The 25192-nt window shown below is 49.4% G+C and carries 16 protein-coding genes; 12 read left to right on the top strand and 4 right to left on the bottom strand.

From position 1 onward, the window contains the following. Positions 1 to 2: 2 nt before the first annotated feature. Positions 3 to 1220 carry a sensor histidine kinase gene (locus HNR77_RS13210; protein ID WP_184184828.1) on the bottom strand — a complete coding sequence of 406 codons (1218 nt, stop codon included), beginning with the start codon at positions 1218 to 1220 and terminating at the stop codon, positions 3 to 5. A gap of 272 nt (positions 1221 to 1492) precedes the next feature. Here HNR77_RS13210 and HNR77_RS13205 point away from each other — a divergent pair, with 272 nt between their 5' ends. The 3 genes from HNR77_RS13205 to HNR77_RS13195 are packed head-to-tail and all read left to right on the top strand — an operon-like array spanning position 1493 to position 4795. Next, a complete protein-coding gene (locus HNR77_RS13205; protein WP_221443830.1) occupies positions 1493 to 2428 on the top strand; it encodes an ABC transporter ATP-binding protein in 936 nt (311 codons plus the stop codon). A gap of 11 nt (positions 2429 to 2439) precedes the next feature. Continuing rightward, a complete protein-coding gene (locus tag HNR77_RS13200; RefSeq protein WP_184184824.1) occupies positions 2440 to 3627 on the top strand; it encodes an ABC transporter permease in 1188 nt (395 codons plus the stop codon). Further along, positions 3608 to 4795 carry an ABC transporter permease gene (locus tag HNR77_RS13195; protein ID WP_260410559.1) on the top strand — a complete coding sequence of 396 codons (1188 nt, stop codon included), beginning with the start codon at positions 3608 to 3610 and terminating at the stop codon, positions 4793 to 4795. Before HNR77_RS13200 ends, HNR77_RS13195 begins: the two co-directional genes overlap by 20 nt. A gap of 368 nt (positions 4796 to 5163) precedes the next feature. Here the strand turns inward: HNR77_RS13195 and HNR77_RS13190 are convergent, their stop codons facing one another. Continuing rightward, positions 5164 to 6006 (bottom strand): flagellar motor protein MotB, encoded by an 843-nt coding sequence (locus tag HNR77_RS13190; protein ID WP_184184818.1) that lies wholly within the window; start codon positions 6004 to 6006, stop codon positions 5164 to 5166. Further along, on the bottom strand, positions 5990 to 6790 hold the full coding sequence (locus HNR77_RS13185) for a flagellar motor protein (RefSeq protein WP_184184815.1): 801 nt from the start codon (positions 6788 to 6790) through the stop codon (positions 5990 to 5992). The genes HNR77_RS13190 and HNR77_RS13185 overlap by 17 nt, the downstream gene beginning before the upstream one ends. A gap of 169 nt (positions 6791 to 6959) precedes the next feature. Here HNR77_RS13185 and uvrB point away from each other — a divergent pair, with 169 nt between their 5' ends. Both uvrB and uvrA read left to right on the top strand, forming a co-directional pair. Beyond that, the gene (gene uvrB, locus HNR77_RS13180) at positions 6960 to 8951 is read left to right on the top strand and encodes an excinuclease ABC subunit UvrB (RefSeq protein WP_111269158.1); all 1992 of its coding nucleotides are present in this window, start codon (positions 6960 to 6962) and stop codon (positions 8949 to 8951) included. A gap of 215 nt (positions 8952 to 9166) precedes the next feature. Next, positions 9167 to 12025, top strand: a complete 2859-nt coding sequence (gene uvrA, locus HNR77_RS13175; protein WP_111269159.1) for an excinuclease ABC subunit UvrA — start codon at positions 9167 to 9169, stop codon at positions 12023 to 12025. Between the two features lie 2 nt (positions 12026 to 12027). Here the strand turns inward: uvrA and HNR77_RS30310 are convergent, their stop codons facing one another. Further along, positions 12028 to 12156, bottom strand: coding sequence for a hypothetical protein (locus tag HNR77_RS30310; RefSeq protein WP_260410558.1), 129 nt, complete (start codon positions 12154 to 12156; stop codon positions 12028 to 12030). Between the two features lie 1256 nt (positions 12157 to 13412). On the opposite strand from HNR77_RS30310, the gene HNR77_RS13170 reads away from it, so the two are divergent. The 7 genes from HNR77_RS13170 to galU all read left to right on the top strand — a co-directional run bounded on the left by HNR77_RS13170 (position 13413) and on the right by galU (position 24929). After that, on the top strand, positions 13413 to 13625 hold the full coding sequence (locus HNR77_RS13170; RefSeq protein WP_184184812.1) for a hypothetical protein: 213 nt from the start codon (positions 13413 to 13415) through the stop codon (positions 13623 to 13625). A gap of 320 nt (positions 13626 to 13945) precedes the next feature. Next, positions 13946 to 15106: a S1C family serine protease gene (locus tag HNR77_RS13165; protein ID WP_184185148.1), complete on the top strand. Its 1161-nt coding sequence runs from the start codon at positions 13946 to 13948 to the stop codon at positions 15104 to 15106. A gap of 51 nt (positions 15107 to 15157) precedes the next feature. Further along, on the top strand, positions 15158 to 17053 hold the full coding sequence (locus HNR77_RS13160; protein ID WP_260410557.1) for a stalk domain-containing protein: 1896 nt from the start codon (positions 15158 to 15160) through the stop codon (positions 17051 to 17053). Positions 17054 to 17106: 53 nt separating this feature from the next. Further along, positions 17107 to 17364, top strand: coding sequence for a hypothetical protein (locus HNR77_RS13155; RefSeq protein WP_184184806.1), 258 nt, complete (start codon positions 17107 to 17109; stop codon positions 17362 to 17364). Positions 17365 to 17510: 146 nt separating this feature from the next. Further along, on the top strand, positions 17511 to 20024 hold the full coding sequence (locus HNR77_RS13150) for a U32 family peptidase (protein WP_184184803.1): 2514 nt from the start codon (positions 17511 to 17513) through the stop codon (positions 20022 to 20024). 285 nt (positions 20025 to 20309) lie between these two features. Then, positions 20310 to 23918, top strand: a complete 3609-nt coding sequence (locus HNR77_RS13145) for a DEAD/DEAH box helicase (RefSeq protein ID WP_184184800.1) — start codon at positions 20310 to 20312, stop codon at positions 23916 to 23918. A gap of 132 nt (positions 23919 to 24050) precedes the next feature. Then, positions 24051 to 24929, top strand: a complete 879-nt coding sequence (galU, locus tag HNR77_RS13140; RefSeq protein ID WP_184185145.1) for a UTP--glucose-1-phosphate uridylyltransferase GalU — start codon at positions 24051 to 24053, stop codon at positions 24927 to 24929. Positions 24930 to 25192 lie beyond the last annotated feature (263 nt).

Here is a 25192-nt window from a genome sequence, read left to right as displayed (position 1 = left end):
GATTAGAGTAGCTTCATTTGATTTGAAACAGGGATGCGTGTGATTACAGTGTACGGATAGCCGGCTTGAATCTCCAGGGTGCCTCCCATGAACTGTGTACGCTGACGCATGCCTTCGTGTCCAAGACCTGTACTGGTGGAGCCCTCTGCATGTAGAAGCGAGAGAGTGCTGCCATCATTACTGATCATCATCGTGACCTCATGCGGTTCGAATACCAGTCTTAATGTAATCTCATTGGCTTTTCCGTGCCTGAGTGCATTCGTTATTGCTTCTCTGGCATTTTTGTACAGCACAATCTGTGTGCTCGGATAGATGGGGTAAGCCTGACCACGAATCTCGTAATTGGTTTTAATACCGGTGTCCCGGCCAACCTCCTCTAGCAGACGATCTAACGCGTAGGCATCGGAAGGTTGTGAATCGGGCTTGAGTTTCAGCAGCGTATTACGCATATCATCCATGCTGGCCGTTAGTTGATCCCGAATCTGCTCAACCATGACAAGGCCTTGTGCTGGATGCAAGGGTAGTGTGAGCAGGGCAGCTTCAGACATCATTTTGGTACGGATCAGGCGATGACCTATATCGTCATGCAGCTGTCTGGATATGCGGGTGCGTTCTTCGAGTTGGGCTGCATCCTCCAGTTGTTTGGAAAACAGCAGTAATTGCGCGCGTGCCTCCTGCAGCTCATAGTGTTTATTCCGCAGCTCGTCATACACATGCTCCAGTTGTCCTCTGCTCGCAGATGTGCTGGCTCCCTGCCAGCACAGCGCAGTGGTCATGATCAGGAGCAAATTCACAGCAAGGCTCACCTGTGTTGATTCCGAGAACCAGTCCCAAGCCTGAAGCTCCGCAGCTTTCCACATCAGCCCTGTTGAAGATGAATAATGCCCATATAATGCAAGATTAATGGCAGTGACCTGTATGGTTAACATCATCCATCGCATAGAACCATTGAGTCGGTACATGTATACATAGAGCGTTGATAAGCCGGTGGATAACATGAAAGGGCCGTATAAAGCAATCAGATAGCAGCCCCACAATATTTCTGCCAGAAATAAAAGCGCCTGCGATGCACCTGAACGAGTGAAGCGGTGGGCAACCGCCAGTCCTACAGCAATGAGAATATAGAAGGTATACAGCGCCTCGCTTTCTACGGGCAGCATCAGACTGTACAGCACAGCTGGCACAAGTAATAAACCATATTGAAGAAACCGCATCGGCATATGTAATTGACATCCTTTGTATGATGATGAGATTGGAAGGTTGTTCTGTCATCGGAGTGGATTGTGTAAAATCTTTAGTTCAACCTATATAGTAAAAATTATTTATGTTGATACTGCATCCTTGATTATAGCACGGGCCATCTCCGATACAGGAGGTGACTTAAGTCACCTTTACTCATGACTTTGTGTACCTTCAGAAAAGTAAACAATTTATTATACTGGAAATACGAAAGTTCGTGGCAAAAGCTCAAACCGATAAGGGGCGTATAACAATGAACATACTGGAAATCGATCATGTTGTGAAGCGGTACGGCAGCAAGCTGTCAGTAGATCACCTCAATCTGGATGTAGGCCGGGGAGAAATCTTTGGACTGCTCGGTCCCAATGGAGCGGGTAAAAGTACAACGATCAGTATGATTGCCGGTCTCCTGAGCATGGATCAGGGAGAGATCAGGCTGGATGGTATATCCGTGAAGGAGCGGCCGCTGGATGCAAAGCGCAAAATCGGGCTTGTGCCACAGGATTTGGCGTTATACGAAACGATGAGTGCTGCGGATAATGTTACTTTTTTTGCACGGCTGTATGGATTGCGAGGGAAAATGCTTAAAGAGAGAGTGCAGGAGTCCCTTGAGTTTGTCGGATTGCAGGATAAAGCCAAGGAAGCCCCGTCCACCTTTTCAGGAGGAATGAAACGAAGGTTAAACATTGCATGTGCTCTCAGCCATCATCCCGATCTGATTATTATGGATGAACCGACAGTCGGCATTGATCCGCAGTCCCGCAATCACATTCTTGAATCGGTTCGAACGCTGAACAAGATGGGCTCGACAATTATTTACACCAGTCATTATATGGAGGAAGTTGCGGCGATTAGTGATCGGGTGGCTATTATGGATCAAGGGAGAATCATTGCTTGCGGAACCGAGGGTGAGCTGAGAGAACGTGTTGCATCGGAGGAAAAAATAGTGCTCACCACCTCTGGCATCAATGCCGGTGTTGTGGAGGAGCTAAAGCTTCACCCGCGTGTCCGGGCGGTTGAAGTGAGTGGAGATACACTGACCATTATCCTGCCTTCTGCGCAGCTCGCGCTGCAGGATATGCTGTTCATTTGCAGTAAACATGAGGTGTCCATTCATTCACTGCGAGTCGAAGAGCCTGATCTGGAAACATTGTTCCTTAATCTGACCGGGCGCACGCTGCGAGATTAGGGGGACGTGGAATGAGAGTATGGCATATTTGCTTGTTTGAATTAAGGCGCATACTGAAAATTCGTTCCGTTGTGCTGAATCTTTTTCTTTTGCCCTTATTGTTAATTTTTATATTAGGAACTGCCCTATCCAGTGCCATGGGAACTGGTAAGGCAGCTGTACCGGGTCAGTTGCGTGTGGGAGTGGTCGAAACAGCTGAAGCTGCTGACTCTCCTGTGGGTGAAGCACTGGAAGCATTCGTGGTGGCTCCTTCGGTAGCCAAGATGCTGACGGTTCAGCCTATGTCTTCTCAGGACGAAGCGGTACACGCTTTAAAAGAAGGCAACCTTGATTTTGCGGTTATCCTTACGTCCGATATGGTGCGGCAATGGATGGCGGGAGAACAGACCACGCTGCAATGGATACTGGGCAAAGACGCCACACTGAATGTGGTAGGACAGACATTGTTCACCCGGTTTACGGATGAGTTAAACCGACAGGCGGCGGTTGCAAAGGTTCTCGGGCCTGAGATGATCTTGAACACAGATGCAGGGGCTGAAACGGGGGTGGCTGCACAATCGAATATAACGATTAGCAGTCCCGGCGATTCTAACCAGTCGTATAGTGCATCCCAATATTACGCCGCAGCGATGCTGGCGATGTTCATGCTGTATTCCGGCATGACCGCGATTAATAGCTTGTATACGGAAAGAGACAAAAAAACACTTGCTCGTCTTCAGGCTGCTCCGATGAACAGTGGGGTTATATTTGCTGGTAAAATCGCGGGTAACAGTCTTCTTGCCTTCATGCAGGCCATCATTATTATTGTAATGACATATCTGTTATTTGGTGTGAATTGGGGTCGTCACCTTTGGTTGATTGTATTGATCTGTGTGTTAATTACGATGGCATCCATGACATTGGGCATCATCGTGGCACTTGTAAGCAAAAGCGCCGCTTCAGCCAGTTCGCTGATGCAGGGTATTATTATTTTCATGACATTTATTAGTGGTGGATTTACTCCAATTGCTATAGATGTCATCCAGCGAATCAGCGAGTTTACAGTGAATCACTGGGCTCTTCAAAGTTTTCTCAGCATGATGCTGGATGCCCCGTCACGCGAAATTATGTACAACATTTATATGCTTGGAGCGGTATGTGCAGTGCTCGCTGCCGCAGCGGCAGTGATCTACAGAAAGGTTGGATACCGCTATGAATAGTCTGCATATCGCTTGGCTGATGATCAGAAGAACACTGGGACGCAAGCGAGGATTTATTGCTTTTCTGCTGCTTCCATGTCTCGTGGTGACAGGTGCGGTTGCTCTTTTTGGAAGCGAGCAGGCAAGTCGTGCTGTCGTTCCTTATGTGAACCTGGATGAGGGTACTGCGGGATCATGGCTGATCCAGGAGCTTGCCCGGAACAAAGAATACAGCTTCAGGGCTGTAAATAGTGAAGCAGCAGTGAGGTCGGATATCGTTTCGCAAAAAGGCAGCACGGGCATCGTTATTCCAGCTCATTACACACAGTCACTGCTGGAAGGCAAGCAGACAGATATCGAACTGATCGAGATGCGTGTCAGTGAAAGTTCGTATACACTTCGGGCTACTGTTGAAGGTTTGACAGAGGGACTTACGCAGTCCGCATCTGCTGTTCGTGCCTTTTCCTTAAAGTCTTCCTCTAATGTTGAAGCGGTAGACACCGGGAAAAAGTTTGAAGAGCTGCTTCACGAGTTGAGCAAGCATACGATATCAGGGGAAGAATTGCATCTGCGGCTCTATCCCAAGCCAGGGCTGAATAACGTCACCGGGTTTACAGTCATGTTTATGATGGGGCTGTTAACCAGTGCGGTGTCTGTTATTATGGAGGATCGCAAGCAGCGTACGATGGCCCGGATGTACACAGCTCCAGTCAGATCCTACGAGATTGCGCTGGGCAACTTTCTGGGCAGTTTTGCTATCGGAGTCATCCAGATTGTGCTTGTGCTGGGGATTAGCAGGTGGGTGCTGCATTATGATGCAGGAATTCCGTTTGGCATTCACTTTCTGATTCTTGGCGCGTTTATGCTGGTATCCATGGGGCTTGCAAGCACAGTAAGCGGTCTGATCCGTGAAACGAAAAATGCCAGTATGCTGAATTCCCTTATTATTGTACCCACCTGTATGATTGGAGGCTGTTTCTGGCCCTTGTCCATCATGCCGGAATATATGCAGAAGCTGGCGAACTTTGTGCCGCAGAAATGGACGATTCAGGCCGTCGAAACGATCTCTGCCGGGGGCACGCTCGCAGACATTACACTTCCTCTGCTCATTCTGTGTGCAATGGCTGTGATACTGCTGGCTGTCGGCTCCGCCATCCTTCGGCCTGATCAGCCAGGTATGGATGCGTAGTGATGCGAGAACAAGCATAGAATCAATAGATGAGTGGATAAATAAACGAATAGACGAATGAATTTAAGTAGAGAGAATTAGATCGAAAGATAATTTAGAGGATGAGATGATGTAGGTAATAGAGGATGAGATGATGTAGGTAAAAGAGGAATAGGTAATGTAGGTAAAAATAAAATCAAAAAAGCACGTCTGTCAGGTAGATGAACATACCGCAGAACGTGCTTTTTGCTGTTTCTAGTCTCTACAGATTCGAAAGTATACCACCATGTCATAATGCAGGCAGCGCATTCCTGAAGCTGCATGAGTGGTTCCATCATAACGGAACAGACAAGCTCCATTTATTAGAAGGCATCACATTCAGTCGTCAACTAAGGTTGCAGCTGGCGAAGAACGGTAATTTCAACGCGGCGGTTTTTCTGCCTTCCGGCAGGAGTTTTGTTATCTCCGGTTGGACGAGTATCTGCGTATCCCGCATATTGGAAGTGGTCTGGATCAAGTTTTTCTTTATCCAGAAAAAACCGCAGGATGGATAACGCACGTTCACCAGACAACTCCCAGTTATCCTTGTAGGGCGAGTTCGCTCCAATCGGAACATTGTCTGTATGCCCCTCGATGCTGACGACCATTTGAAGATTACGAAACAAGCTGGCAAGTTTGCTGAGTGTAGGTGCGGCATCCTTTTTCAGTGCAGCCTGTCCCTGGTCAAACAGAAATCGGTCACTGAGCGTAATGGAGATGCCTTGCGGCTTGTCCGCAACATAAATCTGGTTCTCCAGTTTATTATCCTCAATATATTGGGTAATCACATTGAACAGATTCTGCAGCTCCTGCTCCTGCGTTCTGAACTGCTCTTCCCGTTCGGTAAGCGGACGGTTGGTATCATCCGGGGTATCTTTTTCCGAATCCGATGCAGGGTTCTCCTGTTTGTTATCCGATTCTCCCTGAACCTGTGCAGAAGGTGTTTTACTAATCGTTTGACCGGGAGTATCCCCGAGTCCATTTCCCAGTTCAAGTATGGAGTTGGATTTGTTAAAAGTGCTCTGAAGGGATTGGGTAACGACGTCGTATTTACCTGTATCCAGATTGCTCATGGCGTACATGATGACAAAAAAGATCAGCAGCAGCGTAATAAGATCGGCATAGGTAATCATCCACCGATCCCGATGGTCAGCCGTCTCACGTTTCGCACGCCGTTTACTGCGCCGACTCATCCAATCCCTCCTTTGCCAGTGGAGACGGTGCGTCCTGACGATGTGTGAGTGTAAAAGACTCCAGCCGTTTGCGGACAAGCTGTGGATTCTCACCGTTCTGAATTGCAAGCACACCTTCGAGCATCATCTCCATCGCTTGAACTTCGTCAGCACTTCTGGATTTGATCTTGGAGGCGATAGGCAGGAAGATCAGGTTGGCACTAGCCACCCCGTACAGGGTCGCGGTAAAAGCAACAGCGATAGCTGGCCCGAGCCCCGTGGGATCAGTTAAGCTTCCAAGCACCTGGATTAGTCCCATTACGGTCCCGATGATACCCATTGTTGGGGCATAGCCACCGGCTGCTTCGAATATTTTGGCGTAACCTTCATGCTTCTGCTCGACGGAGTCAATCTCCATCTCCAGAATCTGGCGAACAATATCCGGGTCTGTTCCGTCAACCACCATCTGGATGCCATCTTGTAAAAACGGATTGGGATGATCTACAACTTTGCGCTCCAAAGCAAGCACCCCCGATCTGCGGGCAATGGTGGACATCTCGATCAGTTCTTCTACCCATTGTTTGGAATCGTAACGATGACGTCCAAACGCCATGCGCAATGCAGCAGGTATCGTACGCAGACGGTATGTGGGGAAGCTGGCCACAACAGCAGCAATGGTTCCACCGAACACAATTAAAGCAGCGGTTTTCTGAAGCAGACCGGACAGCTGTCCGCCTTCCCATAGAAAACCACTGATGACTGCGGCAATTCCGGCGATTATACCGATAAGTGTCGCAATATCCATAAATTAACCCACTCCTATCTTCAATTCACGTTTGCAACACGAAAACGAACAAGGTATAATTGAACGGGAACAAATATTCCTATTACTATAAGTTTTCCCAACTGGAAATTCGGGGAACTTCGACAATATATAGTGACTATTATTTTAGACGATAGGGTGAGATACGGCAATGAGCGATATTATTATGAGCGACAAAACGTTCGAAATCGAGTCAGAGTTTTCTCCCCAGGGTGATCAGCCTGCTGCCATACAGGAATTGGTGAAGGGTGTTCAGGAAGGGAAGAGATACCAGACACTGCTGGGTGCAACGGGTACGGGCAAGACATTTACTATTGCACAGACCATTGCCAAGCTGCAGCGTCCTACGCTGATTATTGCGCACAACAAGACACTTGCAGCGCAGTTGGCGAGTGAGTTCAAGGAATTTTTTCCGAACAACATGGTGGAGTATTTTGTCAGTTACTATGACTACTATCAGCCAGAAGCCTATATTCCTTCATCCGATACGTATATCGAGAAGGATTCGAGCATTAATGAAGAGATTGACAAGCTGCGGCACGCGGCGACCAGCTCGTTGTTTGAGCGCAGGGATGTCATTATTGTAGCGAGTGTGTCGTGTATATACGGTCTCGGTTCGCCGCATGATTATTCCAGCATGCTGTTATCACTGCGGGTAGGCATGGAGAAGCCGCGCAATCAGATATTGTCACGTCTGGTGGAGATTCAGTACCAGCGGAATGATATTAACTTTGTGCGGGGCACGTTCCGTGTTCGTGGTGATGTCATTGAGATATTCCCGGCTTCCAAGGGTGAACATGCGATTCGGGTTGAACTGTTCGGAGACGAGATTGAGAAAATTACCGAAATTGATGTTTTGACAGGAGAATTGATCGGTGAGCGCGAGCATATTGCTATTTTCCCGGCATCTCACTTCGTAACACAGGAAGAGACGATGCGTGTGGCGCTGGTGAATATTGAGCGTGAACTGGAAGAACGTCTTGAAGTGCTGCGTGAGCAGGGCAAACTGCTGGAGGCTCAGCGGCTGGAGCAGCGTACGCGGTATGATATCGAGATGATGAAGGAAGTGGGCTTCTGCTCGGGCATTGAGAACTATTCCGGGCCGCTGACTTTCCGCGAGCGTGGGGATACGCCGTATACACTGCTCGATTATTTCCCGGATGACATGCTGATTGTGGTCGATGAGTCTCATGTGACCCTGCCGCAGATTCGGGCGATGTACAACGGTGACCAGGCCAGAAAGACGGTGCTGGTAGATCATGGTTTCAGGCTGCCATCTGCCTTGGATAACCGTCCGCTCAAATTCGAAGAATTTGAAGAGAAAATGAACCAGATTATCTATGTCTCGGCAACGCCAGGTCCTTATGAGATCGAGCATACAGATACGATGGTGCAGCAGATCATCCGTCCAACCGGTCTGCTTGATCCTGTCATTGAGCTGCGTCCGACGAAGGGGCAGATTGATGATCTGATTGCCGAGATTCATGACCGGATTGCGAAGGATGAGCGGGTGCTGATCACTACGCTTACGAAGAAGATGTCGGAAGACTTGACGGATTATTTGAAGGAGATTGGCATCAAGGTCCGATATCTGCACTCCGAGATCAAAACGCTGGAACGTATGGCTATTCTGCGTGATCTGAGGCTGGGGACATTCCACGTACTGATCGGGATCAACTTGCTGCGGGAAGGACTGGATCTGCCGGAAGTATCACTGGTAGCGATTCTGGATGCCGATAAGGAAGGTTTCCTGCGTTCCGAGCGTTCGCTCATTCAAACGATTGGTCGTGCGGCGCGGAACAGCGATGGTAAAGTTATTTTGTATGGTGACAAAGTGACAGACTCCATGGATAAAGCGATGAAAGAGACGGAGCGCCGCCGTGCCATACAGATGGAATACAATGAGAAGCATGGCATAACACCACAGACGATTCGCAAAAAAGTGCGTGATGTCATTGAGGCAACGAAGGTTGCCGAATCCAAAAACGAGTATCTGACCGGCGCTGCCGAGAAGATGTCGAAGAAGGAACGTCAGTCGCTCATTCAGCGTCTGGAAGCAGAGATGAAAGATGCAGCCAAAAACCTTCAGTTCGAGCGTGCTGCCGAGCTTCGTGATGCACTGCTGGAACTGCGAGCTGAATAGATTGTACGTAATTTGATAGATGATGTTCTTGGATGGAGAATTTGTGATAAGAGAACGGCCAATTGGCCGTTCTCTTGTTGAGTAATGAACCGGCATAAATGATCCGATATTATTCCATATCGAAAATATTGAAATGTTGTAATCAGGTCAATACTGGTATAACAGATAAAATTGGTTAAAAGGTTTATAGATTAGCAATGAGAGGATGAATAGTATTGGCGAGCGAGAATATTGTCATTAAAGGCGCGCGAGCGCATAACCTGAAAAACATTGATATTACCATTCCGCGTGACAAGTTTGTCGTATTGACCGGTCTGAGCGGTTCAGGCAAATCCTCGCTGGCCTTTGATACGATCTATGCCGAAGGACAGCGGCGTTATGTGGAGTCATTGTCGGCTTATGCGCGTCAGTTCCTGGGCCAGATGGAGAAACCGGATGTGGATTCCATTGAAGGATTGTCTCCTGCTATCTCGATAGATCAAAAAACAACAAGCCGCAACCCGCGTTCCACTGTCGGGACGGTTACCGAAATTTACGATTATTTGCGTCTTTTGTTCGCGCGTATCGGCCACCCGCATTGTCCGGATCATGGCATCGAGATTACATCGCAAACGGTGGAGCAGATGGTCGACCGTATTATGCAGTACCCGGAACGTACCCGTCTGCAGATTCTCGCACCGATTGTTGCAGGACGTAAAGGTGAGCACAAAAGTGTATTTGCTGACGTGTCCAAACAAGGTTTTGTCCGTGTGCGGGTGAATGGTGAACTGCGTGATCTGTCAGAGGACATTCAATTGGAGAAAAACAAAAAACACACCATTGATGTTGTCGTTGACCGGATTGTCGTAAAGGATGACGTTCAGGCACGCCTCGCGGATTCCATTGAAACGGCGCTTAATCTGTCCGGCGGGCAGCTGCTTGTTGACATCATTGGCGAAGAAGAGTTGCGATTCAGTTCAAACTTTGCCTGCCCGGTTTGCGGCTTCAGCATTGATGAGCTTGCACCGCGTATGTTCTCTTTTAATAGTCCGTTTGGTGCTTGCCCGGATTGTGACGGTCTGGGTGTGAAGATGATTGTAGACCCGGATTTACTTGTACCGGATCGCAGCAAAACAATTGAAGAAGGAGCGTTCGATGCCTGGACAGGCGGAACGTCCACGTATTATCCGCAGTTCCTCAGATCCGTATGCGAGCATTTCAACATTCCGCAGGATGTGCCTGTGGAGGATCTGCCTGCCGATCAGATGAACAAGCTATTGCAAGGCACAGGTTCCGAAAAAATCCGTTTCCGTTACGAAAATGATTTTGGTCAGCGCAAGGAAGCACTGGTTACGTTTGAAGGCATCGTGAATAATCTGGAGCGCCGTTATCGCGAAACGGCTTCTGAGGGCATCCGTGAATTTATCGAAGGATATATGAGCGCGAAGCCATGTGGTACGTGTAAAGGACAGCGTTTGAAACGCGAAAGCCTTGCAGTTACGATTAATGACCACAATATGGCTTATGTAACGGGTCTGTCGATCGGTGAAGCGGGACGTTTCTTTGATTCGCTGCAGCTGACGGAGAAAGAGCAGACGATTGCAAAGCTGATTTTGAAAGAAATCAACAGCCGCCTTGGATTCCTTGTCAATGTCGGTCTGGATTATCTGACGCTAAGCCGTGCTGCCGGAACATTATCCGGGGGTGAGGCGCAACGGATCAGATTGGCTACGCAGATCGGTTCCAGTCTGATGGGGGTACTTTACATTTTGGATGAGCCGAGTATCGGTCTTCACCAGCGGGACAATGACCGTTTGATCTCTACGCTGGCGCATATGCGTGATATCGGGAACACCTTAATCGTGGTTGAACACGATGAGGATACGATGATGGCGGCAGATTATATTATCGACATTGGTCCAGGCGCAGGTATTCACGGGGGCACAGTCATGTCGCAAGGTACACCTGAGGAAATTATGAACGACGAGAAATCGTTAACGGGTCAGTATCTCAGCGGCAAGAAGTTTATCCCGGTTCGTACGGAGCGCCGAAGTGTCGGTGACCGCTGGCTGGAAGTGCGCGGAGCGAAAGAAAACAATCTGAAGAATTTGAATGTGAAGATTCCGGTCGGCGTATTTACTGCGGTAACCGGAGTATCCGGTTCGGGTAAATCAACACTGATTAACGAGATTTTGTACAAAACGCTGGCGCGTGACCTGAATCGTGCGCGTGTACGCCCAGGGCAGCATAAGGAGATTCGCGGACTGGAGCACATTGATAAAGTCATTGATATTGACCAGTCGCCAATCGGCCGCACACCGCGTTCCAATCCGGCCACATATACAGGTGTCTTTGACGATATTCGTGACCTGTTTGCACAGACCAACGAAGCGAAGGTGCGCGGATACAAAAAAGGCCGGTTCAGCTTTAATATCAAAGGTGGACGTTGTGAAGCCTGCCGCGGAGACGGCATTATCAAAATCGAAATGCACTTCCTGCCGGATGTATACGTGCCGTGTGAAGTCTGCAAGGGCAAACGTTACAACCGTGAAACGCTGGAAGTGAAATATAAAAATAAAAATATCGCAGATGTGCTCGAAATGACGGTGGAGGACGCAACCCAATTTTTCGAGAACATTCCTAAGATTCACCGCAAAATGCAAACGCTGCTGGATGTTGGACTTGGTTACATTAATCTGGGTCAACCTGCAACGACATTGTCCGGTGGTGAAGCACAGCGTGTGAAGCTTGCTTCCGAGCTGTACCGACGCAGTACGGGCAAAACGATCTACATTCTGGACGAGCCGACAACAGGTCTGCATGTCGATGATATCGACCGATTGTTGAACGTACTGCATCGCCTCGTGGATTCAGGCGAATCCGTGCTTGTCATCGAGCATAATCTGGATGTGATTAAAACAGCCGATTATATCGTTGACCTGGGGCCGGAAGGCGGCAGCGGCGGCGGCACGATTGTAGCGACCGGAACGCCGGAGGATATCATTCAAGTGGAAGCTTCATACACGGGTAAGTATCTGAAGCCTGTTCTGGAGCGCGATACGGAACGAAGCCGGGCACTGCAGCTGGCTGACTAACCTTATAGCGTGTAATAAGCTGAAGAAAGACCTTCTGCACCTGAGAAGAGCTGCGCATGATCATCCGCACTCTCTCCCAGGTGCAGAAGGTTTTTTTGCATTATGTCCGTGTTGAATTTCGTTTCTGCCATGTGCAGCAAGCTGCACGTTGCAAGGCATAAGTTGTAAGTTTGGTAATAAGTCTGTATGTTTGCAAGCCGCAAGTCACAAGTTACAAGTCACAAGTTACAAGTCACAATTTAAAATTCGAAAGTCTCTAGTCACGAGTCGCCATTTGCAGTTTGCAAGTTGCAAGTCGCAATCCGCAATCCGCAAGTCACAAGCCAAAAGCAAAAGTCACGAGTTACGAGCTGCCATTCGCAGTTCGCAAGTCACAAATCTCAAGTTGCAAGTCAAAACTGACAAATCGCAAAGTCACAAGTTACAATTCAAACTGCGAAAGTCTCTAGTCACGAGTCGCCATTCGCAGTTTGCAAGTTGAAAGTCAGAACTCGCAAATCACAATTCAAAATTCGCAAGTTGTACCAATTACTCAGTAAAGTCGGTCAGCCGCATTAGCTGCATGCATTTATTGGGGGCGAAAAATTCTAACGATCCCAGGAAAGCTTATTTGCATGAAATCAGGCTTTTAAGAATTCTAACGATTCCTAGAAACGTTATTCCAACAAAAATGCTTGAATTAGGCTATGTTTTGATGATTTTGAGTAAAATAAGGTTTCCTCGATTCGTTAGATTTATAAACACGTCAAATAAGACGAAATAAGCTTTCTGGAGATCGTTAGAGCTTCATCGCTGCTTCATTTTCGCATCCAACACATAACATGACAGTTACCACGACTACTACGCACTTATCCACTCCTCCAGAGTGATACCGCCGACGAACCAATCCCCGCCTTCGGAGCACAACGTCGACGAACCAATCCCCGCCTTCAGAGCACAACGCCCACGAACCAATCCCCGTCATCAGGGCACACCACCCACGCACACCGATTCCACGTCGTCAGGGCGCACCGCTCACGCATACCAATTCACGTCTTCAGAGCACAGCGTGTCTGCACACACTCTTTATCATTCCTCTTCATTCTCCACTTCCAAGTCATCGTCCTCCCGGGATAAGAAATGGATGTGATTCGGCGATTGTGGGCCGCCGTTAGTTACAGCTGTGGTCGACAAAAAAATACGGAATGGTCATGAATCGAGTGATTCAATGAAAGTGTTTACATATAAGAGGGGGCGAGCTTTCGTGGGCAGAGCGGTCAGGCTGGATTTTTTTCATTTTTCTGGATGATAGGGCTTGCATTACTAACAGGGTACAGATAACATAGAGGAAGAGTTTAGGGTATGCGTTAATCAGTTGTTCAACTATGGTGAGGAGGTCTGTCTATCCATGCTGCTTGCAGAGGCTGCCACGGCGAGTACATCGAATTTTAATGCATTTGATATCTTTGTCATCCTGTTTACAATCCTGATCTTCATCGGATTGGTCCGTTTACTGCGGGCACCGAAGAAAAATTTGTTTGCCATCGGGTTTACAATTGTCAGTTTGCTCGTATTTTTGATGACAGACTATGCGATGATTACGGGCTGGTTTGGTTCATAACGCGAGACAAATGTAGTGAAAATGTAATGGAGTACAAAGCAGTATCAAATATCCTAGCATACAACAGACATACGGACATGCAGTAGCAATAACGAACACTTTCCACGCTAGACATGGAAGGTGTTTTTTCATGGCTGTTTTTCAACAATCCAGTTGCAATTTTTGTCGAATTAAATCGAAAATTAAAACGATTGTACAGCCATTATTTGTATGATACATTGAGGGATACCAGTATTGCAGATGAGAGAGATCATAGATTTGGCCAGGGATCGCCTGTCCGGTCGCGCAAGAAGGATGTATAGAGAGGGTCAGGTGAAATGATGAAAAGGGTAGTGAAACGAGCGGCAGCTGTAATGATGGTCACGATGCTCTCCATCGGTATGATGGCAGCTTCAGCTGGTGCAGCGGCGTCCAAAACAGGCATGCAAGCGAAAGTAATCGATGGTCAGGTGTATGTGAATACCAAGGATCTGGTGAACATGTTTGGCGGCAGTGGGCAGTACGATTCGAAGTCAGGAACGTATACGTATAAAGGAAGTTCGGCCATCCCGAAAGTGATCGAAAAGGTATCTCCGTCGGTTGTAGGCATTATCGGCCAATCAACAGAGGGGCAGGATGGTACGGATAACGATCGTTACAATCTGGCGCATGGTACAGGTGTCATTATCCGGTCGAATGGATGGATTGTGACCAACGCCCATGTCATTGATGGACTGATCAATCCAGTCGTGGTAACGACAGATGGCAATACATATAACATAACCGAATCATTCAGTGATCCGTTAAGTGATCTGGCGCTCATTAAAATTAATGTCAAGTCGCTCAAGCCGGCTGTATTTGCCAAAGCTTCGCAAGCGGTTGTGGGTGAAACGGTCATTGCGATTGGGACGCCAATCTCTTTTTCATTGCGTAACTCGGCAACGGTCGGTGTCATTAGTGGTCTGAATCGCGGCGTGGAAGCATCCTACCGTCTCATTCAGACGGATACGGCTATTAATCCGGGTAACAGCGGAGGCCCCCTGGTTAACCTGAAGGGCGAAGTCGTTGGCATTAACTCGATGAAATTCTCTGCGGTAGGCATTGAGAGCATGGGATTTTCCATCCCGATAGATACTGTTAATTATGTTGTGAATCAATATTTCAAGTATGGAACAATCAAACGGGCAAGCCTCGGTCTGCAGCTGGAAGAGAGCTGGTCCGCCATTGTAGGCCTGCCTGCGGAAGATCCACTGACCGTAACGGAAGTGCTGAGCCCGGAAGCCAAAAAGGCCAAAATTAAAGAAGGCGATGCCATCTACAGCGTAGCAGGTAAACGTGTATCTTCGGTTGTAGACATCAATGAGCTGCTGAAAGCCTACTTGCCTGGACAAAAAGTGAAGCTGCTGGTGCAAACCGATGGGGATATCGTTACCCGCACCTTGGTCCTTGCTGATCGTGAAGATCTGCTGGACGAGGCGGATGATTCACTTTTGGCAGACTAAGAAGAATAAGAGCCGGCAAGTAACCGGATGTAGAGAGGACGAATGAACGGAATGAAGAAGTCATGGTTACGTGTGTTAGGCACGGCTGTTTTGGCGGGTGCGTTGTTGGCTGGAACAGCGCTGCCGGTGTGGGCATCGGATGATCTGGTTACCAGCGAGCTGCGGGTCAAAGCAGGAAGCACCAGTGCTTTTATCAACGGCAAGAAACAAAATATTACGAAACCCCTTGTAATTCAAGGGGTAACCATGGTACCTGTCGGGGTGTTCAAGAAAGCTTTTGGCAGTGAGATCGTGCTTGAGAAAAATGACGTAATCAAAATAAAACAAGGCCCGCATGTGGCGGCCTTGACGATAAACAGCCCTATAGCCTGGATTGATGGCATCAAAGTGGAGCTGGGTGCAGCGCCCAAAATGGTGAATGGTGTGCTGATGGTTCCGCTTCGCCCGGTTGCTACTGGAATTGGTGCTACGATTGCGCCGAACAGTTCGGGAGAGATCGTCATTCGTCTGCTGCAAACGGGTGAGGTGACAGATGTTGGCGGCATCGATCTGGATAAGGGTAAAACACGTATCGGCAACAGCTACTATGGCTGGTCCATCCATTACCCGGCTGATCTGCTTGTGCTGCAATCCAGCGAGCAGGAGAGCATGATGACCTTTGGAGCAGCAGACGAAAGCTATTACCTGGAAGTGTACGTGAGCGACCAGAATGTAGCACTGGATGCAGACGACTTGCTGACCCAGCTTGTACAAGTGGCTAAACAGTCGGGAGATACGATCCTGGATCGTGAAGCCGTAGCTTCTAAAAACAAACCGTATGCACGTGTCGTTGTCAAAGATATGGATGGTCTGTTATGGGAGCTCCGTCAGTATGTCCATGATGGACGTCAATATGATGTTTATTTAGCGGATTATGAAGCAACGAATTACAAGGATCTGGGCAAGCATGCTTCATTGCTGAACTCCTTTGAGCCAAGCTACGCACAGTCCGATCGCACGATCAAGGACCTTTCAACGGTAGAAGATGGCATGCGTGCGGTATGGAATGAGGATTATGGTATCGGCTTGACGGTTCCGGCAGGCTGGTCCATGGATAATAAAAACATGGTATATGAAGGCGAGGACGGTGCTTATCTGCAGCTTCGTGTGACTTCTGCCAAGGCTGGGGCAACGGTGAAAGACTGGAGTGACCAGCTGCACAAGTGGATGAGTGATACGTTTACGCCCGAAAGCTATGAACAGGTAGGCTCCTTCAAGACGGAGATATACGGTGAAACGGCGGAGGTCAACGAGTTCCGTTATAACTTCGGTGCGGGCTGGCAGACGGAGTTTGACGTTCTTTTGCAGAAGAACGGGTATCGTTATTATGTGGAGTATACCTTCCCTGAGGAACAGAAGGATGATCGGGCATGGTTTGAACGCATTATGAAGAGCATCGAGATCGAGTTCGAAATGGTAGAAGATAATTTTGGTCAGCTGGACGAAGATCCATATTTGACAGACAAAACGAAAACAATCACTCGCACGTCCAAGCGTTACCATTACAGCGTTGATATCCCGCGCTACTGGACACCTTACAGTGATAAGTTTGAAAGCTCACCTGTCATTTATACCTTTACGGGTGGAGAATTATCCATCGCTTCTACGGAGGACAAATCCATCGAGATGACGGTTAGTCAGCTGAGAGAGGCGTATGCCGAGGCAGCCAAAACCCGGAAGAGCTTTAATCTGATTCGCAGTGAAGAGCTGACCTTTGCTGGAGTACCGGCGTTCTCCTTCACGTATCATGAATCGGACAAGGGCGTGCCGTATACCGGACGTCAGATTGTGTTTGAGAAGAATGGCACGACGTATACGATCACCACAGGTTTGAATGATGCCAATCGTACGCAGGTCCAGGCGGATATGCTGGAGAAGGCAGTGAACTCATTTACTTTTATTAAATAAGGTGAACCAGAAATAATGCCGGAGGGTCTGAGGACCTTCCGGTTTTTTTAGGTATGTCTGAAACGCTGAAGGCAGCCAATTTTGCCGAAATTTTGTTCCAAGCCAGGAAGTTTACCGTAGGCGTGCCAGGGCACATCAAGGGAAAACGGCGCAGCAGGGGCGAAAGGGGAGTAAAAGTAAAAGTAAAAGATGCACTTCAGCAGGTTTCAAGACATGCCCTTGATAAACGGTTTTTTCAGGAAAGCGTAGAAGAGTCAGTGCAGAAGTGGTACACTATACTAGTTCAGGAGTTATTACTGCTGATTGCCTAAATAGAGAGACTGTACGCCTGAATTTCAGGCAATACAGATATAATGTATAGATATCGTGATACTTGACGTTGACAGCAATGCAGACGTACCGAAATTCAGGTACCAAGGCAAGAACATCGGCACAGGCCGGTATGGGGAGGATTTACATGAAAACAGCAACAATACGAAGAGAAGACGTTGAGCTTCTGGCACCGGCAGGGGACTGGGATTGCATGCGTTCGGCGGTAGCCAACGGAGCGGATGCGATTTTCTTCGGAGTCGAAAAGTTTAATGCACGTGCACGTGCGAACAATTTCCGCATGGACGAGCTGCCGGAGATTATGGCGTTTTTGCACAGTTATGGCGTAAAAGGGTTTCTGACCTTTAATATATTGATTTTTGAAAATGAATTGAAAGATGCCAAGGAACTGATCGATGCCTGCGTGGATGCAGGTGTGGATGCTGTCATTGTACAGGATTTGGGTCTGGTCAAGCTCATTCGCGAGATTTCACCGGATTTCCCGATTCACGGTTCCACGCAGATGACGATTACGTCGCCTGAAGCGGTGGAGTTCACGAAGCCGTTTGACATGGAACGTGTTGTACTCGGACGGGAGAACAATCTGAAGCAGATTCAGAAGATCGGCGAGCAGGCAAAACTTCCGATGGAAGTATTCGTGCACGGCGCACTCTGCGTGTCTTATTCCGGGCAGTGCCTGACCTCCGAAATGTGGGGCGGACGCTCCGCGAACCGTGGGGAATGCGCGCAGGCTTGCCGTCTGCCCTATGACCTCATGGTGGATGGTGTGCACCAGCCGATGGGAGATGTGGCCTACCTGTTGTCTCCGAAAGACCTGGCAGCCATTGATATTATGCCGGAATTGATCGAAGCGGGCGTGACGTCTTTCAAAATCGAAGGCCGCCTCAAAACGCCGGAGTACGTAGCGAACGTTGTTAGCAAGTACCGTAAAGCGATTGACCGTTATTTTGACGGTGACAATACACGAGCAAGCAAGGAAGAAATCCGTGAGCTGCAGCAAAGCTTCTCGCGTGGTTTCACACATGGTTTCCTGGATGGCATCAACAACAAAAAGCTGGTGGACGGTACGTTCCCGAAAAGCCGCGGCGTGTACCTTGGTCGGGTAGATCAAGTGCTGCGTGACGGTGTTGTGCTGAAGCTGGATGCACCTGTGAAGCGTGGAGACGGCATTGTATTTGACGCGGGTGATCCAACGAAAAAAGAAGAAGGCGGACGTGTATATGATGTACGCCGCAAAGGTGTGAAAATCGAAGGCGAAGCTGGCGAGGGCTGGATCGTAGACCTCGTGCCAGGTCGCAGTGATGTGGACCTGCGCCGCGTGAAGGTAGGCGACAAGGTATGGAAAACGAATGACCCTGCGCTCGACAAACGTCTGCGTCAAACCTTTGAGACCGACAAGCCGTATCGTGTCTTCCCGGTCAAAGTCAAAGTTATCGGCAGCCCGGGCCAGCCGCTCAGCACGTGGTGGACCGACGTGCAGAAGGGCACAACCGTGCGCGTGGATTCGGAGATGGAACTGGATATTGCCCAGAAACGTCCGATGACCCATGAATTGCTCGAGGAGCAATTCGGACGTCTCGGCGGCACCGTGTTCCAGCTGGAGGAACTGGACGTCAACCTGCACGGTGACGTCATCATCCCGATGCGCGAGTTGAATAATATTCGCCGTCAGGCGGTAGAACAACTCGCGGGCGAGCGCCCGAAACCGCCCGTCTACGTGAAACGGGCGGTGGACGTATACGGCGATGCAGTACAACCGGCATCGCCAGTAGCTCGCGGTCAAGCGGAGCTGACCGCACTCTGCCGCAGCCTGCCACAAGTGGAGGCAGCGCTGGAGGCGGGTGTTGGCATGATCTACGCCGACTTCGAGTTCATCAAGCAGTTCCCGGCAGCGGTGGAAGCTGTACATGCCGCTGGCCGCAAAATTGCGCTGGCTACACCGCGCATCCACATGCCTGGCGAGAACGGCTACCACAACAACATCCTGCGTTTGGAGCCGGATGCCGTGTTGGTACGCAACACAGGTGCGCTGTACTTCTATCTGCGTCACCGCAGAATGAACCCGGACGCGAAGCATCCGCAGCTGATCGGTGACTTCTCCTTGAACATTGCCAATCACAAAGCGGTTGAATTGTTCCTGGAAGCAGGTTGCGACTGGATCACGCCATCGTATGACTTGAACATTCAGCAGATGGTTGATCTGCTCGGCAACTCCCGTACAAGCCAGACGGAAGTCGTTATTCATCAGCATCTGCCGATGTTCCATACCGAGCACTGCGTATACTGTACGTTTATGAGTGAAGGTACGGACTATACAAACTGTGGTCGCCCTTGTGAGGAAAAACGGGCATCCCTGCAGGACCGGATCGGCATGTCTCACCCGGTACGTGTAGATGAAGGCTGCCGTAACACCGTCTATAACGCAGTGGAACAATCGGGTGCCGAGTATCTGACCAACTTCATGGATCTGGGTGTATCCCGTTACCGGGTAGAGTTCCTGGAAGAGACACCGGAGCAAGTGAAAGAAGTTATCGACTTGTATAACCGTGCACTGCGCGGCGAAATCAGCGGTACGCAAGTATGGAAAACACTGAAAGCAACGAACCAGCTGGGCGTTACACGCGGTCAATTGGTAAAATAAATGCAACAACAAGGTATATAAGTTGAACTATTTTTTACACAAAAACGGAGAGGACAGAAAAAACCTGAAAAAGCGAAGCGTTCGCCTTTATCACCGGATTTTCCCCTTTACAAAAGGGAATCAAAAAAATCTGGGGATAACAGCGATTGGAAGGTTATTCTGTCATCGAAGTGCACGTGTAAACTTCCTTATTTCAACTTAATAAGCGACCCCAATCTCTGCTTTACGGAGCTCTTGGGGTTTTTTCTATAAAAGGCGGTATCGGCAGCCGAGGAGGTGTGAAGTATGGCGCCATTTACGATAATGGATATCAAATTGCTGTGCGGAGTTACGGCATTTAAACGCGGTGAAGAATATCAACAGTCGGGCAGGATTGGCAAACTAATGGTGAGCGAGGACGGATGTCACTATGATGCCGTCGTCCGGGGTACAAAGTCGTATAAGGTGAAAGTTGATCTGGATGACACAGGAGAGATTGAAGCCTACTGCAATTGCCCGGCGTACGGCAACTATTATGACTATTGCAAACACGTAGCTGCTGTTCTGCTCGCAATTCATGAACGTGAAGACACGCTAGAACCGTCCAGTGGCAAAATTACGCCATCGAAAGTCGGCACACTGGTCGAAGAACAGACATGGGAGCGGCCCTATTCAACTTCAACGTCTCCACAAGGACAGCAACCACAGCGGCAACAGCCGGAGGCGTTATCGCCGTCACCCTTTGTCCAGGCGGGTCGTCCAAGCTCTGCTTCAGGCTGGGGGCGTTCTGCGGATAAACCGTCCTACCGTACAGCAGATCAGATTTTGTCCCTGTTTGCCAAAGAGCGCAGATTGCCGCATGAACGGGAGCAAAAATATAAGGCACCAGTCACTCGTTCCATGCTGCGTGAGGAGCTTCAGGTTCAGTTCATCTGCAAGCTGGTGCATGTTTCTCGCGGAGGAGCCAGGCTTGCGCTTGAATTAAAGGTGGGCAACAAACGTCTCTATGTTGTACAGAAGGTCAAGCAGTTTCTGAGCTGTATCGAAAAGGGCGAGCCGATGTCCTTCACCAAGCTGTTCCATTATGATCCGCTGCTGCATGTGTTTAATGCCCACGATCAAGCGATTCTATCCATGCTCATTCGCATGAAGCAGAGTGAAGAAGCATACCGACAGTCGATTTCCGGGTATTTGGGGGCTTCGGACGGAAGGGATATTTTGATCGCGCCGATGATCTGGAAACCGCTGTTAGAGCTGCTTTTGCAGGCTGACAGTCGGATGGAGGGAGCGGGACTGGCTAACGGGCCGCTTGCCGTGGCAGAGGGAGCGCTGCCCTTGTTTTATCGAATTGCAGAGGGGGCTAATGAAGGATATCAGCTGGAAGTATCGGGACTGCGTGAGCTGATCCTGCTTCCGGCGTATGATGCAGCGGTGGTCGAAGGCCAGCTCTATATGCTGGAGCCGATGCAGATCCGGAGTCTGGAGGACCTTAGCAGTGCGCTCACGTCATATGGAATCAAAGAGAGTATTGATATATCGGCGCAGCAGGTGGATGAGTTTGTGCAGCATGTTGTACCGGAACTTCGGACACTGGGGCATCTGTCGATTGATTCACGTGTGCGCGAGCGGATTGCAGAGCCTGAGCTGACACCGAAGCTGTACATCGACTTTTACCGGGAACGCATTACAGTCCGCCTGGAATTTGATTATGGTGTGATGGTGATTAACCCGCTGGCAGAGTATCTGATCCAAGAAGAAGAAAAGAAGGTTATTCTGATCCGCGATCGCTTCAAGGAACGAAATCTGATTGAGCGGCTGGACCGCTCCTTTCTGGAGCGCGAGGGCAGTGTCTGGGCAAGTGAGCGCGAGGACGCGATCTATGATGTGTTGTATCACCTTTTACCCGAGCTGGAGAAGCTGGCGGATATCTACATGCCCAATGCGGTGAAAGCGATGATGCCGACTCATCCAGTGCCGCCGAAGGTGCGTGCTGATCTGGGGAAAGGACTGGACTGGCTGGAGATTTCCTTCGAGATGGAGGGAGTAGATGAGCAGGAGCTGCAGGAGCTGATGCGCAGCATTGTGGAAAAGAAAGCTTTCTTCCGCCTGCGAAGCGGTGTATTCCTGTCACTTGAACACGATGGCGCTAGCAGCTTCGCTCAGATGGCTGATGCGCTTGGGCTGGAGGCAGGAGACATTCAGAGCAGCCCTATCCGGCTGCCTGCGGTAAGGGCTTTGCAGCTTCCAGGCCGAGACGAGGTATCCGGTCATGTGAAATGGGGAGGCTCGCTTAAACGTTTCCTCGATGATCTGCGTGATCCTGACCGGATGGACTTTCCGTTGCCTCAGACCCTTGAACCTGTCCTGCGTGATTATCAGGCGAGCGGGTATCAATGGCTTCGTACACTGGCGCATTATCGGTTTGGCGGTATTCTGGCTGATGATATGGGGTTGGGAAAAACACTGCAAAGCATCGCCTATATCACCGCATCGCTGCAGGAGAAGCCCGTATATGAGCAGGAGGCGCGAGCGAACCAAGCGGCATTGGGCACAGATTCGGAAGCTGGAAGCCGCTTGCCTCACAGCTTGTTATTGGAGGAGCTTACGCAGAAGTCACTGGAAGCCGCGAGTGCATTGCCAAACGCAGATAATTCATGGCATATCTCTCAGCAGGACGGTTTGACCATCCGCATACGCACCACTCATCCGCCGATTCTGGTTGTTGCTCCCGCTTCGTTGACCTACAACTGGGCGAATGAGTTTGTGCGGTTTGCTCCGCATCTGAATGTACTGATTGCCGCCGGGCAAAAGCACGAACGAGCCAGCATGCTGGAGGATATGGATCAGGCAGACGTCATTGTGACATCATACCCGCTGCTGCGCCGTGATCTGGATACGTATCTGGGCCGCACCTTCCATACGCTGATTCTGGACGAGGCACAGGCGATCAAAAATGCGTCCTCTCAGACCGCACAGGCCGTTAAGCAAATTCAGGCCCCGCGCCGTTTTGCCTTGACAGGCACACCCGTGGAAAATTCGCTGGATGAACTGTGGTCAATTTTTGAAGCCATATTCCCGGGGTTGTTCCCAAGCTACAGAAGATTTCGTGACCTGCCGCCGGAACGTATCTCTCGGATGGTAAGGCCGTTCATACTGCGCCGCCTGAAGAAAGACGTGCTGGAAGAGCTGCCGGATCGCATCGAGACGGTGCAGCGCTCCGAGCTTACAGTGGAGCAGAAAAAGCTGTACGCGGCTTATCTGTCTCAGCTTCAGGATGAAACGACGAAAGATATGGAGGATAACGGCTTTCAGAAAAATCGGATCAAAATTTTGGCCGGAATCACCCGTCTGCGTCAGTTATGCTGTCACCCGGCTCTTTTTGTAGATGGATATCAGGGGGATTCGGGGAAAATGGAGCAGTTGCTTGAGACCGTTCAGGACTGTCTGGCCGCGGGTAAACGGATTTTGATTTTCTCCCAGTTCGCAAGCATGCTTAATCTCATACGTCAGACCCTTTCAGCCCAAGGAAACAGCCTGTTCTATCTGGATGGACAGACCCCTGCCCAGAGCCGGGTGGACATGTGCCGCAGGTTTAACGAGGGAGAAGCAGAGCTGTTTCTTATCTCGCTCAAGGCTGGTGGAACCGGGCTCAACCTGACGGGAGCAGATACTGTCATTTTATATGATCTGTGGTGGAACCCTGCTGTCGAGGAACAGGCTATTGGACGTGCGCACCGGATGGGTCAGAAACAGGTCGTTCAGGTGATCCGTCTGGTTACGGAGGGCACCATCGAAGAGAAAATTCTGGAGCTGCAGCAGCGGAAAAAGGACTTGATTGCAGAGGTCATTGAACCAGGCGATGGAGGATCAACGACATTGTCCGAACAGGACATACGCGAGCTGTTGATGGTTTAGAGCGAGTCTGTTTTTTATACAACGATTGTCAATTATTTATGGTAATGTATAGAGAAATGCATCTCTTATCCCAACCGAATGATCGTGCAGTTTCTATACCATCCTACTAATGCAGCCAAAGGAGTGTTTCCTATACGTATTCGCAAAGCGATCATCCCAGCCGCCGGACTGGGAACCCGTTTTTTGCCTGCCACCAAGGCCATGCCCAAAGAAATGCTGCCCATCGTGGATAAGCCAACGATTCAGTACATTATTGAAGAAGCGGTTGCTTCCGGAATTGAAGATATTATTATCGTGACGGGAAAAGGGAAAAGGGCGATCGAGGATCACTTCGACTATTCCTTTGAACTGGAACAGAGCCTAGCAGACAAACAGAAGTGGGAACTGCTGAACGAGGTACGCAAACCTTCCGAGATGGCAGACATTCATTATATTCGGCAAAAGGAGCCCAAAGGACTGGGTCACGCCATCTGGTGTGCCCGCAAGTTTATTGGCAATGAGCCGTTTGCCGTCCTGCTCGGGGACGACATTGTGGAAGCGGACCACCCATGTTTGCAGCAGATGATTGAAGTCTACGATGAGTTGCAGTCTCCCATCGTCGGCGTGCAGCCAGTCGATTGGAACGAGGTATCCCGTTACGGTATCGTGGACGGAGAGCTGCTGACTCCCACGGATGAACGTGTCTTCCGCGCCCGCCGTTTAATCGAGAAGCCGAAGACGGAAGACTCGCCTTCCAATCTCGCGATTATGGGCCGGTACATTCTTACGCCGGACATCTTCGACATATTGGGCAGACAATCGGTCGGTGTAGGCGGAGAGATTCAGCTGACGGACGCATTGTCCCGTCTGAACGAACAGCGCCAGATTCTGGCCTATCATTTTGACGGTCTGCGCCATGACGTTGGTGAGAAGTTAGGTTTTATTGAAACATCCATCCACTATGCATTGCAGCGCCCCGAACTGCGGGAGGATCTGCTGAAGTATCTTAAGAATATTGTGACGTGCAAATAATTTGTCTATTTATTCTTGTATTCATTTTTACAATTTGTATTAGGTTTCTGATATTGAATTAATGAAATTAGACGACAAAAAAAGGTTTGCCTGATTAAACTGTACCCTATGTAAAGGACATTTCTAAAAAAACTCATAAGGCTTGAAGAAGATGATCTCTGTATTGAACGAGGCCACTGAAAAAGTCCATTCCATGTTAAAGGTACAGCTCTCAAGAAAATTGTGGAGACTGTACCTTTTTCGCTTATAATTAAAGTATCATG

This window comes from Paenibacillus sp. JGP012 (genome assembly GCF_014203995.1).
Taxonomy (GTDB): Bacteria; Bacillota; Bacilli; order Paenibacillales; family Paenibacillaceae; genus Paenibacillus; species Paenibacillus silvae.
This window is presented reverse-complemented; position numbering and strand designations above follow the sequence as displayed.

Excerpts from the sequence above, each read along its gene's own strand:
- HNR77_RS13210 (WP_184184828.1), bottom strand. The coding sequence starts at position 1,220 with ATGCCGATGCGGTTTCTTCAATATGGTTTATTACTTGTGCCAGCTGTG.
- HNR77_RS13205 (WP_221443830.1), top strand. The coding sequence starts at position 1,493 with ATGAACATACTGGAAATCGATCATGTTGTGAAGCGGTACGGCAGCAAG.
- HNR77_RS13200 (WP_184184824.1), top strand. The coding sequence starts at position 2,440 with ATGAGAGTATGGCATATTTGCTTGTTTGAATTAAGGCGCATACTGAAA.
- HNR77_RS13190 (WP_184184818.1), bottom strand. The coding sequence starts at position 6,006 with ATGAGTCGGCGCAGTAAACGGCGTGCGAAACGTGAGACGGCTGACCAT.
- HNR77_RS13185 (WP_184184815.1), bottom strand. The coding sequence starts at position 6,790 with ATGGATATTGCGACACTTATCGGTATAATCGCCGGAATTGCCGCAGTC.
- uvrB (WP_111269158.1), top strand. The coding sequence starts at position 6,960 with ATGAGCGATATTATTATGAGCGACAAAACGTTCGAAATCGAGTCAGAG.
- HNR77_RS30310 (WP_260410558.1), bottom strand. The coding sequence starts at position 12,156 with ATGGCAGAAACGAAATTCAACACGGACATAATGCAAAAAAACCTTCTG.
- HNR77_RS13170 (WP_184184812.1), top strand. The coding sequence starts at position 13,413 with ATGCTGCTTGCAGAGGCTGCCACGGCGAGTACATCGAATTTTAATGCA.
- HNR77_RS13165 (WP_184185148.1), top strand. The coding sequence starts at position 13,946 with ATGAAAAGGGTAGTGAAACGAGCGGCAGCTGTAATGATGGTCACGATG.
- HNR77_RS13160 (WP_260410557.1), top strand. The coding sequence starts at position 15,158 with ATGAAGAAGTCATGGTTACGTGTGTTAGGCACGGCTGTTTTGGCGGGT.
- HNR77_RS13155 (WP_184184806.1), top strand. The coding sequence starts at position 17,107 with ATGTCTGAAACGCTGAAGGCAGCCAATTTTGCCGAAATTTTGTTCCAA.
- HNR77_RS13150 (WP_184184803.1), top strand. The coding sequence starts at position 17,511 with ATGAAAACAGCAACAATACGAAGAGAAGACGTTGAGCTTCTGGCACCG.
- HNR77_RS13145 (WP_184184800.1), top strand. The coding sequence starts at position 20,310 with ATGGCGCCATTTACGATAATGGATATCAAATTGCTGTGCGGAGTTACG.